Below are 13,854 nucleotides of genomic sequence, written 5' to 3' on the forward strand. Positions count from 1 at the left end.
GGTTCAGACCCTGTCGATGCTGGACAGCGCGGCGGTCAACGCCGTGTGCACGTCGTCGAACCGGGCCACGTGCTCGACCACGTCGAGCTGCTCCAGCCCGCCCAGACCGGCCAGCGCGTCCTCGATCCCGGCCACCGGGTCACGCGGCGGGCCGGGGAGGGGAACCTCGAAGCTCACGGCTTCAAGGTAGCCGATGCAGGATCGACAGGTCGGGCGCGACGTGGGTCGGCCGCCGGTCCTCCGGCAGCAGCCGCGCCTCCTCCTCGGTGGACACGCCCGTGAGCACCAGCAACGAGTCCATGCCCGCGCTCACCGCACCCGCGATGTCGGTGTCCAGCCGGTCGCCCACCACCAGCGGCCGCTGCGCGCCCACCGACTTCGCCGCCTGCTCCAGCAGCGGCGTCGCCGGCTTGCCCGCCACCAGGGGCTCCACGCCCGTGGCGGTGCGCAGGGCGGCGACCAGGGCGCCGTTGCCGGGCAGCAGGCCCCGCTCGGTGGGCAGGGTCGCGTCGACGTTGCAGGCCACCCACCGCGCGCCCGCCCGGATCGCCACGCACGCCTCGGCCAGCTCCCGCCAGCCCAGCTCCTGCGACAGGCCCTGCACCACGGCACCCGCGCCGTCGGCCGACCGCACCGGCTCGAACCCGCGCGACCGGACCTCCTCGGCCAGCGCGTCGGTGCCCAGCACCACCACGCGCGTGCCCGGCGGCACCAGGTCGAGCAGCATCGCCGCACCCGCCTGGGCGCTCGTGCTGACCTCCTCCAGGGCCGCGTGGAACCCCAGCTCGGTCAGGTGCCCGGCGACGTCCGACGGCGACCGGGAGGCGTTGTTGGTGACGAACCTGACGCCGACCCCGTGCTCCCGGGCGGCGGCCACCGCCTCCACCGCGCCGGGTACGGCCTCCCGGCCCCGGTAGACGGTGCCGTCGAGGTCCAGCAGCAGTGCGTCGTAGCGGTCCAGCAGCACGGGCGCCTCCGGGTCGGGTGGGTCCTGGTCGGGTGGGTCCTGGTCGGGTGGGTCCTGGTCGGGTGGGTCCTGGTCGGGTGGGTCCTGGTCGGGTGGGTCCTGGTCGGGTGGGTCCTGGTCGGGTGGGTCCTGGTCCCCTGCAAGTCTGAGGGCCCGGCACCTCGCGGCGCCGGGCCCCCGGGCGGTGACTTCGGTCGCTCAGTCCTGCGGGCTGAGCTCGAACGCGCGCTCGGCGGCGTCGGTCTCGTTGTCGTCGTCGGCCTGGGCCGCGTTGAGGAACCAGCGCACGGCCTCCTCGGTGCGCCCGGCCGCGGCCAGGTTGTCCGCGTAGGCGTAGAACAGGCGCGCGCTCCACGGGTCCCGGCGCTTCGCGTCCAGGTCGTCACCCTGGAGCGCCACCACGGCCGCGTCGAGCTGCCCCATGTCCCGCCGCGCGCCGGCCGCCACGATCCGCAGCTCCACCGCCTCGTCCGGGGACAGCTGGAGGCCCTGCGCCTCGCGCGCCAGCTCGATGGCCCGCTCCGGGCGCCCCAGCGCCCGCTCGCAGTCGGCCATGATCGCGACGTGCCCGGCACCGTGCGACATGCGACGGGCCGCCCGCAGCTCCGACAGCGCCTCGGACCACTCACCGGCGTGGTACGCGGTCAACCCGGCGGCCTCGCGCACCACCGCGACCCGCGCCGCCTTCGACCGGGCGTACCGGGCGTGCTCCAGGGCCAGCTCGGGCTCACCGTCGATCAGCATGCCCGCCGCGGCCAGATGGCGGCCGACGATCTCGGCCAGGCCCTTGGGCAGGCCACGCAGCTCCTGCTTCACCTCGGGGTCGAGGATGGAGATGTCGGCCTCCGGGGGCAGCTCGGGGGTGCGGGACCGGGTGAACACCCGCTCCTGGCCCTCCCCGGCCTCCCGGGACTCACCGGTGTCCCCGGCCTCTTCGGTGTCGCCGTCCCTGGTGTCGCCGGTCTCGGTGTCGCCGGCCTCGCCGGTCCCGGCGGTGCCGGGGGTCTCGGTCGCCTCGGGGCTCTCGGCCGCTTCCGGGGAGCCGTTCACCTCGGGGACTTCAGCCGCCTCAGACGCCCCAGACACCTCGGAAGGGGCCTCGGACACCTCGGACGCCTCGGTCACCTCCCGGGTCGGCTCCTCGTCCCGCTCCTGCGCCTCGGCGGGCTCGGCGGCGGACTCGTCAGCGTCGACGACCACCGCGGCGGGGACACCGTTGACCCGGCTGTTCACCCACTCCGCGACCTCAGCCGAGGTGTCCTCGACGACCGGCTGGTCATTCTGGTCATTGGTCTGCGCGATCCGCTCCTGGAAGCGGGCCGCCCGATCACGGCTGCGCTCGTCACGCCGGTCATCCCGGCGGTCGTCCCGGCGGTCATCGCGACGGTCGTCCCGGCGGTCATCGCGACGGTCGTCCCGGCGATCGTTGCGCCGGTCATCCCGCCGGTCGTAACGCGGCTTGTCGTCGTAACGCGGCCTGTCGTAGCGGGGACGGTCATCACGGGGACGCTCGTCACGCCGCTGGTAACCACCACGGTCGTCACGCGGCCGGAACTCACGGCGCTCACCGCCGCGGTCGTCCCGGCGCTGGTAACCGCCCCGGTTGTCATCACGCCGCTGGTAACCACCGCGCTCGCCGCCGCGGTCATCCCGACGCTGGTAACCACCACGGTCATCGCGCGGCCGGAACTCACGACGCTCGCCGCCGCGATCGTCGCGCCGCTGGTAACCACCGCGCTCGCCGCCACGGTCATCCCGACCCTGGTAGCCACCGCGGTTGTCGTCACGCCTCTGGTAGCCGCCGCGGTCGTCGCGAGACCTGTCATCGCGGCGCTGGTAACCGCCCCGGTCGTCCCGGCGCTGGTAGCCACCGCGGTCACCGGACCGGTCGTCCCGGCGCTGGTACCCGCCGCGCTCGCCACCGCGCTCGTCGCGCCGCTGGTAACCGCCCCGGTCATCGCGACGCTGGTAGCCACCGCGGTCCTCGCGGGGCCTGTCGTCACGGGGACGGTCGTCGCGGGGCCTGTCATCGCGCGGCCGGAACTCACGGCGCTCGCCGCCGCGGTCGTCCCGGCGCTGGTAACCGCCCCGGTTGTCGTCACGCCTCTGGTAACCACCGCGGTCGTCGTCGCGCCGCTGGTAGCCACCACGGTTGTCATCACGTCGCTGGTAGCCACCACGGTCATCCCGGCGGTCGTCCCGCCGGTCGTCGCGTCGGTCATCGCGACGCGGGCCGTCCTCCCGACGCTGGTAGCCGCCGGACCGCTCACCGCCACGTGGCTGGTAACCACCGGACCGCTCGCCACCACGTGCGTCACGGCCTCCGGCGGAATTGCGGCTCCCCTGGGCACGGCCACCGTCGTCGGATCGGCGCGGGCGGTCTCCCTGGCCACGCTGACGGTCGCCGGGTCGATCCCCGAACCTGGACACTGGCTCCTCCTACTGTGAACACGCCGAAAGGGCCTGCGGTAGGGCACAACCTAATGTGCCCCCACCACAAGCCCTTTCAGGGAAAGAATGTTCGGCGGCGTCCTACTCTCCCACACCCTCACGAGTGCAGTACCATCGGCGCTGGAAGGCTTAACTACCGGGTTCGGAATGGGACCGGGTGTTCCCCAACCGCAATGACCACCGAAACACTATGAAATTACCAACCCGTAGGCACCCGACCACACCCAACCATTCAGTCGAGTGGACCCGGTGGTCCGGTTCGGTTCTTTCAGAACCGCACAGTGGATGCGTAGCGTCTTCATGACAAGTCCTCGGCCTATTAGTACCGGTCAACTCCAGCCGTTACCGACCTTCCATCTCCGGCCTATCAACCCAATGGTCTCTTGGGGGCCTTAACCCACAAAGGGTGGGATACCTCATCTAGGAACGAGCTTCCCGCTTAGATGCTTTCAGCGGTTATCCCTTCCGAACGTAGCCAACCAGCAATGCCCTTGGCAGGACAACTGGCACACCAGAGGTCCGTCCGTCCCGGTCCTCTCGTACTAGGGACAGCCTTCCGCAAGTATCCTACGCGCGCGGCGGATAGGGACCGAACTGTCTCACGACGTTCTAAACCCAGCTCGCGTACCGCTTTAATGGGCGAACAGCCCAACCCTTGGGACCTACTCCAGCCCCAGGATGCGACGAGCCGACATCGAGGTGCCAAACCATGCCGTCGATATGGACTCTTGGGCAAGATCAGCCTGTTATCCCCGGGGTACCTTTTATCCGTTGAGCGACCACGCTTCCACAAGCCATGGCCGGATCACTAGTTCCGACTTTCGTCCCTGCTCGACCCGTCGGTCTCACAGTCAAGCCCCCTTGTGCACTTGCACTCGACACCTGATTGCCAACCAGGCTGAGGGAACCTTTGAGCGCCTCCGTTACCCTTTGGGAGGCAACCGCCCCAGTTAAACTACCCACCAGGCACTGTCCCTGATCCGGATCACGGACCGAGGTTAGACATCCAGTACGACCAGAGTGGTATTTCAACGACGACTCCACAACCACTGGCGTGGCCGCTTCACAGTCTCCCACCTATCCTACACAAGCCGAACCGAACACCAATACCAAGCTATAGTAAAGGTCCCGGGGTCTTTCCGTCCTGCCGCGCGTAACGAGCATCTTTACTCGTAGTGCAATTTCGCCGGGCCTGTGGTTGAGACAGTCGAGAAGTCGTTACGCCATTCGTGCAGGTCGGAACTTACCCGACAAGGAATTTCGCTACCTTAGGATGGTTATAGTTACCACCGCCGTTTACTGGCGCTTAAGTTCTCAGCTTCGCCCCGAAGAGCTAACCGGTCCCCTTAACGTTCCAGCACCGGGCAGGCGTCAGTCCGTATACATCGTCTTGCGACTTCGCACGGACCTGTGTTTTTAGTAAACAGTCGCTTCTCGCTGGTCTCTGCGGCCAACTGGTCCTAGCCCGCAAGGGGCTTCAAACCCTTTGGCCCCCCTTCTCCCGAAGTTACGGGGGCATTTTGCCGAGTTCCTTAACCACAGTTCGCCCGATCGCCTCGGTATTCTCTACCTGACCACCTGTGTCGGTTTGGGGTACGGGCCGCATGAACACTCACTAGAGGCTTTTCTCGGCAGCATGGGATCACCCTACTTCGCCTCAATCGGCTATGCATCACGTCTCAGGATACGTGAGCTGCGGATTTGCCTACAGCTCTCCCTACACGCTTACACCAGTACTACCACTCACTGGCGGAGCTACCCTCCTGCGTCACCCCATCGTTTGACTACTACAAGCTCGGGTCCCGCGCTCCACATGCCGGGAGGTCCGAAGACCCATCCGACAGCTTCGGGCGGTTAGCATCGCAAGCCTCGCCATGGGCGCGTTCACACGGGTACGGGAATATCAACCCGTTGTCCATCGACTACGCCTGTCGGCCTCGCCTTAGGTCCCGACTTACCCTGGGCGGATTAGCCTGGCCCAGGAACCCTTGGTCATCCGGCGGCAGAGTTTCTCACTCTGCTTTCGCTACTCATGCCTGCATTCTCACTCGTCCAGCCTCCACCACTAGGTTCCCCTGCAGCTTCAGCGGCTGAACGACGCTCCCCTACCCATCCCAGCAAAACTGGAATGACACGGCTTCGGCGGTGTGCTTAAGCCCCGCTACATTGTCGGCGCAGGACCACTTGACCAGTGAGCTATTACGCACTCTTTAAAGGGTGGCTGCTTCTAAGCCAACCTCCTGGTTGTCTGGGCGACCCCACATCCTTTCCCACTTAGCACACACTTAGGGGCCTTAGCCGGCGTTCTGGGCTGTTTCCCTCTCGACTACGAAGCTTATCCCCCGCAGTCTCACTGCCGCGCTCTCACGTACCGGCATTCGGAGTTTGGTTGATTTCGGTAAGCTTGTGGGCCCCCTAGACCATCCAGTGCTCTACCTCCGGCACGAAACACACGACGCTGCACCTAAATGCATTTCGGGGAGAACCAGCTATCACGGAGTTTGATTGGCCTTTCACCCCTAACCACAGCTCATCCCCCAGGTTTTCAACCCTGGTGGGTTCGGGCCTCCACGCGGTCTTACCCACGCTTCACCCTGGCCATGGCTAGATCACCCCGCTTCGGGTCTAGACCACGCGACTCAACCGCCCTATTCGGACTCGCTTTCGCTACGGCTACCCCACACGGGTTAACCTCGCCACGCAGCACTAACTCGCAGGCTCATTCTTCAAAAGGCACGCCGTCACCCCTAAAGGCTCCGACGGATTGTAGGCACACGGTTTCAGGTACTATTTCACTCCCCTCCCGGGGTACTTTTCACCTTTCCCTCACGGTACTAGTCCGCTATCGGTCACCAGGGAGTATTCAGGCTTAGCGGGTGGTCCCGCCAGATTCACAGCAAATTCCACGAGCTCGCTGCTACTTGGGAACACCACAAAGAGGAGACAGGTTTTCGCGTACGGGACTCTCACCCTCTACGGTCACGCTTTCCAGACGCATTCCGCTAACCACATCTCTTTATGACTCTTTGCCAGTCCGGCAGAACTGACCAGTGGGTCCCACGACCCCGCGAATGCAACCCCTGCCGGGTATCACACAGACGCGGTTTAGCCTCTTCCGCTTTCGCTCGCCACTACTCACGGAATCACGGTTGTTTTCTCTTCCTGCGGGTACTGAGATGTTTCACTTCCCCGCGTTCCCTCCACGCACCCTATGTGTTCAGGTACGGGTGACCCCACATGACTGAGGCCGGGTTTCCCCATTCGGAAATTCTTGGATCTCAGCTCGGTTGACAGCTCCCCAAGACTTATCGCAGTCTCCTACGTCCTTCATCGGCTCCTGGTGCCAAGGCATCCACCGTATGCCCTTAATAACTTGCCACAAAGATGCTCGCATCCACTGTGCAGTTCTCAAAGAACAACCAGACACCCTGCCACCACAGTCAACGCCTACCAGGTCAACCCCGGCGGTTCGAAGACGGACAAAGCCCTGTCGTTACTCGCTGAAAGAAACACAAAGCGTGTTCCCTCAGGACCCAACAGCGTACCGAACAGAAACCTTGAACCCTCGACGGACCCTTCCACGCTCGCAAGCGAACAGTACTAACTCCGTCAACAACCCGAGGTTCTGCATTAGCCAGCATCCACTAATATGAGCTCCACCCGACGATCATTCGCCGCCAGCGTGGCCTCCACTCCGGACAAGTCCGCAGTGCAGATGCTCCTTAGAAAGGAGGTGATCCAGCCGCACCTTCCGGTACGGCTACCTTGTTACGACTTCGTCCCAATCGCCAGTCCCACCTTCGACCGCTCCCCCCCTTACGGGTTGGGCCACGGGCTTCGGGTGTTACCGACTTTCGTGACGTGACGGGCGGTGTGTACAAGGCCCGGGAACGTATTCACCGCAGCGTTGCTGATCTGCGATTACTAGCGACTCCGACTTCACGGGGTCGAGTTGCAGACCCCGATCCGAACTGAGACCGGCTTTTTGGGATTCGCTCCACCTCACGGCTTAGCAGCCCTCTGTACCGGCCATTGTAGCATGTGTGAAGCCCTGGACATAAGGGGCATGATGACTTGACGTCATCCCCACCTTCCTCCGAGTTGACCCCGGCAGTCTCCCATGAGTCCCCGCCATAACGCGCTGGCAACATGGAACGAGGGTTGCGCTCGTTGCGGGACTTAACCCAACATCTCACGACACGAGCTGACGACAGCCATGCACCACCTGTACACCAGTCCGAAGAGGCCCACATCTCTGCAGGTTTCCGGTGCATGTCAAGCCCAGGTAAGGTTCTTCGCGTTGCATCGAATTAATCCACATGCTCCGCCGCTTGTGCGGGCCCCCGTCAATTCCTTTGAGTTTTAGCCTTGCGGCCGTACTCCCCAGGCGGGGTGCTTAATGCGTTAGCTGCGGCACGGAGGACGTGGAAGCCCCCCACACCTAGCACCCACCGTTTACGGCGTGGACTACCAGGGTATCTAATCCTGTTCGCTCCCCACGCTTTCGCTCCTCAGCGTCAGTATCGGCCCAGAGACCCGCCTTCGCCACCGGTGTTCCTCCTGATATCTGCGCATTTCACCGCTACACCAGGAATTCCAGTCTCCCCTGCCGAACTCAAGTCTGCCCGTATCGACCGCAGGCTCCACGTTAAGCGTGAAGTTTTCACGGCCGACGCAACAAACCGCCTACGAGCTCTTTACGCCCAATAATTCCGGACAACGCTCGCACCCTACGTATTACCGCGGCTGCTGGCACGTAGTTAGCCGGTGCTTCTTCTGCAGGTACCGTCACTCGCGCTTCGTCCCTGCTGAAAGAGGTTTACAACCCGAAGGCCGTCATCCCTCACGCGGCGTCGCTGCATCAGGCTTGCGCCCATTGTGCAATATTCCCCACTGCTGCCTCCCGTAGGAGTCTGGGCCGTGTCTCAGTCCCAGTGTGGCCGGTCACCCTCTCAGGCCGGCTACCCGTCGTCGCCTTGGTAGGCCATCACCCCACCAACAAGCTGATAGGCCGCGGGCCCATCCCGTACCGCCGGAACTTTCCACCCCCCACCATGCGGAAGGAGGTCATATCCGGTATTAGACCTAGTTTCCCAGGCTTATCCCAGAGTACGGGGCAGGTTGCCCACGTGTTACTCACCCGTTCGCCGCTCGTGTACCCCGAAGGGCCTTACCGCTCGACTTGCATGTGTTAAGCACGCCGCCAGCGTTCGTCCTGAGCCAGGATCAAACTCTCCAATAAGGAATGAGTTCGATCGCTCCGAACAACACTGACACAATGTCAGCTGTCCAGTAACAATCTCAAAGGAATCCTCTTGACGAGGATCATAAATTTACTGGCTATTCGGCACGCTGTTGAGTTCTCAAAGAACACGCGCTCATCTTCACGCGCCGCTCGCACGGCTCGATCAGAGGCTTGTGCATTCAGTAAGCTTGTGGTGAAACAAGACGCCCTGGTCGGATCGGCCCTCAGGGCCTCGACTGGGTCTTCCGTTTCTCGGTCACCCACTCTACCACACTGGGTGGGAGCTTGGTTCGTGACCCGCCGCGCTCCGTTCCGGCTTCCCGGCCCGTTCCGCGCTGGCAGAGAGAAAGTTACACGCCCCTGAAGTGCGGGTCAAATCGGGGGCGCAGCACCCCGCCACAGGCTGAAACCGCAGGTCAGCAGCCTGTGTCACGGTCTCCTCCACGCTATCCGACCCACTTCGGGCGCAACAATGTGACCGCCATCACATCACGAGACGGCGACGGCCGCCGGCCCACGCGGGACCGGCGGCCGTCACAGGGGCCTTCCGACGCAGGTCAGAGGCGCACCCGCACCCCCGCGGTGTTGCGCTTGCCGCGCCGCACGACCAGCCACTCGCCGTGCAGCAGGTCGTCCTTGGCCGGTACCCACTCCTCGTCGGTGACCTTGGCGTTGTTCACGTACGCCCCGCCCTCCTTGACGGTGCGCCGCGCCGCGCCCTTGCTGTCCGCCAGCCCGGAGCCGACCAGCAGGTCCACGATCGTGGGTCCGTCGGCCAGGGCGACCTCGCCGGTGGGCACCTCGGCCATGGCGGCGCCGAGCGTCGACGCGTCCAGCTCGCGCAGCTCGCCCCGGCCGAACAGGGCCTGGCTCGCCGCGATCACCTGGCGCGTCTCGTGCTCGCCGTGCACCAGGTCGGTGAACTCCTGGGCCAGCCTCTTCTGCGCGGCCCGCAGGTGCGGCTGTTCGGCGGTCTGCCGCTCCAGCTCGGCAACCTCCTCCCGGGAGAGGAAGGTGAACATGCGCAGGTACCGGACCACGTCGGCGTCGCCCACGTTGACGAAGTACTGGTACCAGGCGTACGGCGAGGTCATCGCCGGGTCGAGCCAGACGTTGCCGCCGCCGGTGGACTTGCCGAACTTGCGGCCCTCGGCGTCGGTGACCAGGGGCGCGGTCAGCGCGTGCACGGCGTGCCCGTCGACCTTCCGCACCAGGTCCACGCCGCCGATGATGTTGCCCCACTGGTCGGAGCCGCCCACCTGGAGCCTGGTGCCGTACTGGCGGTGCAGCCGCAGGTAGTCGTGGGACTGCAGGAGCAGGTAGCTGAACTCGGTGTAGGACATGCCGTCGCCGTCGAGGCGGCGCTTGACCGTCTCGCGGGCGAGCATGACGTTGACCGAGAAGTGCTTGCCGACGTCGCGCAGGAACTCCAGCACCGACAGCCCGCCGGTCCAGTCGAGGTTGTTGACCACGATCGCGCCGGTGGGGCCGTCGTCGAACTCGACGAACCGCTCCAGCTGGCCGCGGATGCGCCCGGCCCACTCGGCCACGGTGTCCACGGAGTTGAGCGCGCGCTCGGCGCTGTCGCGCGGGTCGCCGATCATGCCGGTGGCGCCGCCCGCCAGGACGATCGGCCGGTGCCCGGCGCGCTGGAAGCGGCGCAGCATGAGCAGCGGGACGAGGTTGCCGGCGTGCAGGCTGGGCGCGGTCGGGTCGAACCCGGCATAGAGGGTGAGCGGGCCCGAGTCGAGGTCCTTCCGCAGTGCGTCGAGGTCGGTGGACTGCGCGATCAGGCCGCGCCAGGACAGCTCGTCGAGGATGTGCTCGCTCACGCGCGCCATTCTCCCCCACCAGCGCAAAGCGGTTTGAGCCGGTGCCCGGGTCGGGTAGCCGGGAGCGGGCTCTAGTGAGAGGACCGCTGCGATGGTTCACCCGGATCGCGACCCACGTCCCGCTGATCGCCCGACCGAGGCGTTACCCCGCCCGGGGGTGCCTCGCGCGGAACCGGCGGGGGTCCCGTACCAGCAGGAGGAAGTCGTCGAGCGCCGCGGTGACGGCCGGCTGCGCGCGGTGCGCGTGTCGTGCGCGGTGATCGACGTGGTGTGCTGGCTGTTCGCCGTCGTGCTGGCGATCAACATCTTCCTGGTGATCGCGGGCGCGAACCAGTCCAACGGGTTCGCCCAGCTCATCGCCTCGTGGTCGGCGGGCGTGTCGCTCGGCCTGCGCGACCTGTTCACCCCGGCCAACGCCGGGTTGCGGACGCTGCTCAACGACGGCCTGGCCGCGTTGCTGTGGCTGCTGATCGGGGCGGTGCTGACGAACCTGATCACGCGCCTGGCCCTGCCGGCGGGCGAGCGGCGCGTCTGGTACCGGCGGACGGTGCGCTAGTCGGGTGGTGCCGCCGGTGCGCCGGTGGCACTACCCAACGTCACCGCCGCGTTCACTCACCTGCACCCGGGTATGCCCCGGCTGGTCAATTGTCCTCGTCGCGTTCCCCGGCCAAGTTTGCTTGCGTGGCGAGCGACTTGCAGCGGAAGAAGGCGTCCATCGTGTTCAGCGCGATGGACGTGAACGGCGACGGGTTCCTGGAGCGCGCGGACTTCGAGGCGCTGACCGACCGGTGGGTCGGCCTCCGCGGCGACGCCGGGTCGGAGCGGTTGCGCGAGATCATGATGGGCTGGTGGGAGGCGCTGCACGCCGCGTCCGACGAGGACCGGGACCAGAGGATCACCATGGACGAGGTGCTGGCCGCGGTCGACAACCTGGGGACGATGCTCGACCTGGTGGTGGCGACCGCCGAGTCGATGTTCGAGGCGGTGGACGAGGACGGCGACGGGCGGGTGTCCGCGGCGGAGTACTCGCGCATGATCCACGCGTGGACGGGCGACGACTCGCCCACCGACGCCGGGTTCGCCCGGCTGGACCTGGACGGCGACGGGTGGATCTCCAAGTCGGAGTTCGTCAGCCACTGGGTGGAGTTCTGGGCCGGGGACGACGAGGACGCCCCCGGCACCTACGTCTTCGGCGAGGTCTGACGGGACGCGCGCACCCGTGCCGGCGCCGGCACGGGTGCGCCGCTCCGGTCGGTCGCGCCCCGGCCGGGAGGCGGGGCCGCCAAGACCCGTCGCGCGGTGCTGCCCGGTGCGCCGCTCCGGTCGGTCACGCCCCGCCCGGGAGGGTCGAGCGGGTGCGGCGGGTTCCCCGGCGGTAGGTGCTGACCGCCGGCGAGTCCAGCCAGAAGCGCCACGGCACGTCCACCGCGACCGCCACGCCCACCCGCGGCCCGGTGCGGATGGCGGCGGGGTCGACCGGGGCGCCCGCCAGCAGCCGCACGGACGAGTCCGGCGAGGTCAGGTCCACGCCGTTGTGCCCGCGGTCCAGGCCGAGCACGCCGGTCAGCCGGGCCGGGCCCTTGGCCAGCTCGGCGTCGCTGCGGGCGGCCGGGCGGCGGGCCCGCGCCAGTTCCACGCCGGTGACCACCTCGCCCGCGCGCAGCAGCACGGCGCCGGGCACGCCGTCGGTGAGCGACACGACGTTGGCGCAGAAGTGCATCCCGTAGACGAAGTACACGTAGAGCCGCCCGGCCGGCCCGAACATGACGTCGTTGCGCGGCGTCCGGCCGCGGTAGCAGTGGGACGCCGGGTCGTCGCCGCCCCGGTACGCCTCCACCTCCACCACCCGCACGCCCACCACGCCGTCCGGCCCGTCGGCCTCGACCACGGCGCCGAGCAGGAGCCGCGCGGCGTCGACCGGGTCGACCGCGAGCTCCTGCTCGGTGAGCTGCCTAGGCGTTGCGGGCAACGGAGACCTTGTCCCTCAGCCGCTTGAGCTGCTCGGCGACCCGGTCGGGCGCGGTGCCGCCGTGGGCGTCGCGGGAGGCGATGGAGCCGGCCACGGTGAGCACGTCGCGCACCGCGGGCGTCAGCGCGGGCGAGATGGCCGCGAACTCGTCGTCGGTCAGGTCCTCCAGGCCCGCGCCGCGCGCCTCGGCCACCCGGACGCACTCGCCGGCCGCCTCGTGCGCGACGCGGAACGGCACGCCCCGCCGCACCAGCCACTCGGCGATGTCCGTGGCCAGGGTGAACCCGGCGGGCGCCAGCTCGGCCATGCGCGCGGTGTCGAAGCGCATGGTGGCGATCATGCCGGTCAGCGCGGGCAGCAGCAGCTCCAGCTGCTCGACCGAGTCGAACAGCGGCTCCTTGTCCTCCTGGAGGTCCCGGTTGTAGGCCAGCGGCTGGGCCTTGAGCGTGGCCAGGAGGCCGGTGAGGTTGCCGATCAGCCTGCCGGACTTGCCGCGGGTCAGCTCGGCCACGTCCGGGTTCTTCTTCTGCGGCATGATCGAGCTGCCGGTGGCCCACGCGTCGTCGAGCACGGCGAAGCGGAACTCCGCGGTCGTCCAGATGATCACCTCCTCGGCGATCCTGGACAGGTCCACGCCGATCATGGCCAGCACGAACGCGATCTCGGCGGCGAAGTCGCGGGACGCGGTGCCGTCGATGGAGTTCTCCACCGGCCCGGCGAAGCCCAGCTCCTCGGCCACCGCCGCGGGGTCCAGACCCAGCGACGACCCGGCCAGCGCGCCCGAGCCGTACGGGGACAGCGCGGCGCGCCGGTCCCAGTCGCCCAGCCGCTCGACGTCGCGCAGCAGCGCCTGGCCGTGGGCCAGCAGGTGGTGCGCGAGCAGCACGGGCTGGGCGGACTGGAGGTGCGTGCGGCCGGGCATGACCGCGGTCGGGTGCGCCGCGGCCTGGTCGGCCAGCGCCTCCACCACGTCCAGCACGCCCTCGGCGACCCGGCGGGCCGCGTCGCGCAGCCACATCCGGAACAGCGTGGCCACCTGGTCGTTGCGGGACCGCCCGGCGCGCAGCTTGCCGCCCAGCTCGGGGCCCGCCCGCTCGATCAGGCCGCGCTCCAGCGCGGTGTGCACGTCCTCGTCGGCCGGGGTCGGGGTGAACGCGCCCGAGGCCACGTCGGCGGCCAGGGCGTCCAGCGCCGCGTGCATGCGCCCCAGCTCGTCGGCGGTCAGCAGGCCGGCGCGGTGCAGCACGCGGGCGTGCGCCTTCGACCCCCTGATGTCATAGGGGGCGAGTCGCCAGTCGAAGTGCGTCGACGCGGACAGCCGCGCCATCGCCTCCGCCGGTCCGCCGGCGAACCGCCCACCCCACAAAGAACTCACGTGTCCAGGTTCCTC

General features: G+C 67.4%; 9 protein-coding genes and 3 rRNA genes. 3 read left to right on the plus strand and 9 right to left on the minus strand.

The window, feature by feature from the left end:
* Positions 1-3: 3 nt before the first annotated feature.
* From EKG83_RS47255 to EKG83_RS47260, 3 genes are all read right to left on the minus strand, one after another.
* Entirely contained in the window at positions 4-177 is a 174-nt protein-coding gene (locus tag EKG83_RS47255; protein ID WP_194282963.1) for a hypothetical protein, read from the minus strand.
* Between the two features lie 4 nt (positions 178-181).
* The gene (locus EKG83_RS37405) at positions 182-967 is read right to left on the minus strand and encodes an HAD-IIA family hydrolase (RefSeq protein WP_033428034.1); all 786 of its coding nucleotides are present in this window, start codon (positions 965-967) and stop codon (positions 182-184) included.
* Positions 968-1,165: 198 nt separating this feature from the next.
* Positions 1,166-1,783: a tetratricopeptide repeat protein gene (locus tag EKG83_RS47260; RefSeq protein WP_228122359.1), complete on the minus strand. Its 618-nt coding sequence runs from the start codon at positions 1,781-1,783 to the stop codon at positions 1,166-1,168.
* Between EKG83_RS47260 and EKG83_RS47265 the strand changes: the two genes are divergently transcribed.
* Positions 1,727-3,415 (plus strand): hypothetical protein, encoded by a 1,689-nt coding sequence (locus EKG83_RS47265; RefSeq protein ID WP_194282964.1) that lies wholly within the window; start codon positions 1,727-1,729, stop codon positions 3,413-3,415. The two genes, EKG83_RS47260 and EKG83_RS47265, sit on opposite strands and share 57 nt — an antisense overlap.
* A 71-nt stretch (positions 3,416-3,486) precedes the next feature.
* Here EKG83_RS47265 and rrf read toward each other — a convergent pair.
* The 4 genes from rrf to tyrS all read right to left on the minus strand — a co-directional run bounded on the left by rrf (position 3,487) and on the right by tyrS (position 10,495).
* A 5S ribosomal RNA gene (rrf, locus tag EKG83_RS37415) occupies positions 3,487-3,603 on the minus strand.
* Between the two features lie 114 nt (positions 3,604-3,717).
* Positions 3,718-6,797: ribosomal RNA gene (locus tag EKG83_RS37420) — 23S ribosomal RNA — on the minus strand.
* A gap of 347 nt (positions 6,798-7,144) precedes the next feature.
* Positions 7,145-8,660: ribosomal RNA gene (locus tag EKG83_RS37425) — 16S ribosomal RNA — on the minus strand.
* Together the 16S, 23S and 5S rRNA genes form the textbook arrangement of a ribosomal RNA operon.
* 560 nt (positions 8,661-9,220) lie before the next feature.
* Positions 9,221-10,495, minus strand: coding sequence for a tyrosine--tRNA ligase (tyrS, locus tag EKG83_RS37430; RefSeq protein WP_033435726.1), 1,275 nt, complete (start codon positions 10,493-10,495; stop codon positions 9,221-9,223).
* A gap of 157 nt (positions 10,496-10,652) precedes the next feature.
* Here tyrS and EKG83_RS37435 point away from each other — a divergent pair, with 157 nt between their 5' ends.
* Together EKG83_RS37435 and EKG83_RS37440 are read left to right on the plus strand one after the other, a co-directional pair.
* The gene (locus tag EKG83_RS37435; RefSeq protein WP_033435704.1) at positions 10,653-11,051 is read left to right on the plus strand and encodes a hypothetical protein; all 399 of its coding nucleotides are present in this window, start codon (positions 10,653-10,655) and stop codon (positions 11,049-11,051) included.
* A 125-nt stretch (positions 11,052-11,176) separates the two neighbouring features.
* Positions 11,177-11,698, plus strand: a complete 522-nt coding sequence (locus EKG83_RS37440) for an EF-hand domain-containing protein (RefSeq protein ID WP_153278696.1) — start codon at positions 11,177-11,179, stop codon at positions 11,696-11,698.
* A 124-nt stretch (positions 11,699-11,822) separates the two neighbouring features.
* On the opposite strand, the gene EKG83_RS37445 is transcribed toward EKG83_RS37440, so the two are convergent.
* Together EKG83_RS37445 and argH are read right to left on the minus strand one after the other, a co-directional pair.
* Positions 11,823-12,464, minus strand: a complete 642-nt coding sequence (locus EKG83_RS37445; RefSeq protein WP_033435706.1) for a DNA-3-methyladenine glycosylase — start codon at positions 12,462-12,464, stop codon at positions 11,823-11,825.
* Complete coding sequence (gene argH, locus EKG83_RS37450; RefSeq protein WP_033435707.1) at positions 12,448-13,839, minus strand: argininosuccinate lyase; 1,392 nt, start codon at positions 13,837-13,839, stop codon at positions 12,448-12,450. Before argH ends, EKG83_RS37445 begins: the two co-directional genes overlap by 17 nt.
* Between the last annotated feature and the right edge of the window lie 15 nt (positions 13,840-13,854).

The organism is Saccharothrix syringae, assembly GCF_009498035.1.
GTDB classification, from domain to species: Bacteria; Actinomycetota; Actinomycetes; order Mycobacteriales; family Pseudonocardiaceae; genus Actinosynnema; species Actinosynnema syringae.